Annotated in this window: 1 pseudogene; it reads left to right on the forward strand. The window is 68.4% G+C overall.

Going from position 1 to position 215, the window contains the following annotated elements:
• Positions 1–215: pseudogene (locus PA598K_RS35830) on the forward strand (tRNA (adenosine(37)-N6)-threonylcarbamoyltransferase complex transferase subunit TsaD); the annotation flags it as partial.

Consider the following 215-nt stretch of genomic DNA (forward strand, 5'->3'; position numbering starts at 1 on the left):
GGCGATCGAGACGAGCTGCGACGAGACGTCGGCAGCGGTCGTGCGCGGCGGGCGGGAGGTGCTATCCAACATCGTCTCCAGCCAGATCGCCACGCATCAGCAGTTCGGCGGCGTCGTGCCCGAGATCGCCTCGCGCAAGCATGTCGAGACGATCACCCGCATCGTCGAGCAGGCGGTGTCGGCGGCGGGTATACGGCTGCAGGATCTCTCGGCGG

The organism is Paenibacillus sp. 598K (assembly GCF_003851045.1).
Classification (GTDB): Bacteria; Bacillota; Bacilli; order Paenibacillales; family Paenibacillaceae; genus Paenibacillus_D.